Annotated in this window: 1 protein-coding gene; it reads left to right on the top strand. The window is 51.8% G+C overall.

Annotated elements, in window-relative coordinates; all coding sequences use genetic code 11:
* Positions 1 to 1,553: hypothetical protein (locus KDK18_RS08500; protein WP_257254477.1), on the top strand; the 1,553-nt coding region annotated here is incomplete at its 5' end.
* Positions 1,554 to 1,609: the final 56 nt, after the last annotated feature.

Genomic DNA, 1,609 nt, shown 5'->3' with positions numbered 1-1,609 from the left:
GTCAGGCCGAACCGTTGACAGAACGTTTTATTGTCGACACCAAAGACACTCCACTATGCTCCAACCCTTATTCAGGGATCTCTGTAAAAGATGTTGCCTTTGTCGGTTCGCTTTTAAAAAGCTATTGGAAACTCGACTCACCGTCGTTTAACTCTGTGGAACTTCTTGGGACCAGTCAGGACCACACGTTTACGATCACCGCTATGATGTCTGGCTCCGGACACGTCCAACAACCCAACCCGCCATCAGAATCATCCGGGCAGGAAGCCCTCCCTCAACCCATAGGCTTTTTCACTAGCCTTCTTTATTCTGATTCTGGCGGGGATAATGGAGCCCCTGAACGACAGCCACATACTTTGAGCTTGAATTGTTTCGTTCATCCCTGTCATGGGGCTTGTCAATTCCGGCAGTTTTCCGGTTCATCCGATGGCAGAGCGCCCGATCTTGAAGAAGGTTGGACAGACCACACAGCAGCGACGCCCGGACAAAGCTCATGCCCTCATTTGGCCAATAAATACTGTTTTATTTGCCACCCTGTTAACGGGGTCGCCATAGACACGATGGTTGCAGGGAAAATCAATAAAAACGTCCCTGCCGGGCAAGCCATTTGCGGCTTGATAATATTCAGGGATGATGGCCAGATGCTGGAATGTGGGAAGGTCTTCAAGAATGCAAAATCACTGTCGCGTCACAAAGGCAGCTCCCACTCTGGGCAAAAAACCTGTGATCTGACGATGGTCGGGGAGGATGGTCAACTGTATCCGTGCGGGACGGTCTGCAAGAATGCTAATGCCCTGGCGTATCACAAAGAAAGAGACCACACGGGGCAGCAAACCTGTTATGAGCACGTGGTCGAGGAGGGAGGCCAGCCGACGCCGTGCAAAAAAGTCTGCAAGAATGCTAAAGCCCTTTGGGCTCACAAAAGAAGGCACCACACAGGGGAACAAACCTGTGACGTGAACGTGATCGGGGAAGATGGTCAGTCGGGGCCATGCGGAAAAGTCTGCAAGAATGTTCAAGCCCTGTCGGATCACAAAGGTGGATACCACACTGGGCAACGAGCCTGTGACGTGACCGAGATCGGGGAAGATGGCCAGCCGTGGCCGTGCGGAAAGGTCTGCAAGAGCGGTAAAGACCTTTCGGATCACAAACGCAGAGAACACACAAGGCAAAAAATTTGTGATATGCCCGTGATCGGGAGTGATGGTCTGCAACGGCCCTGCTGGACGGTCTGCAGAAATGCCGCAGCTCTGTCCACTCACAAGAGCGGACTGCACACCGGGAAAAAGACCTGTGACGTGGCCGTAATCAGGGAGGATGGCCGGGTGCGGCCATGCGGTAAGGTCTTCAAGAATACTAACAGCCTGTCAGTTCACAAATCCATATACCACAACGAGCAACAAAGCTGTGATGTCACCGTGGTTCGGCAGAATGGTCAACCGCAGCCATGCGGTAAGGTCTACAAGAATGCTCAAGCCCTGTTGAGTCACAAAAGAATGCATAGAAAACGCAAGCCTTCTGTTGTGGATCAGAACGATGACTTTTGTCCTTGATCTGACAACCGCCCTTTCATGAGGCTTTCTTGATCTATCCTTGCTCTGTAAGAGCC

It is taken from the genome of Endozoicomonas sp. SESOKO3 (assembly GCF_024606255.1).
Note: the sequence above shows the minus strand (reverse complement) of the source record. Positions and strands in the feature narration are given on the sequence as shown.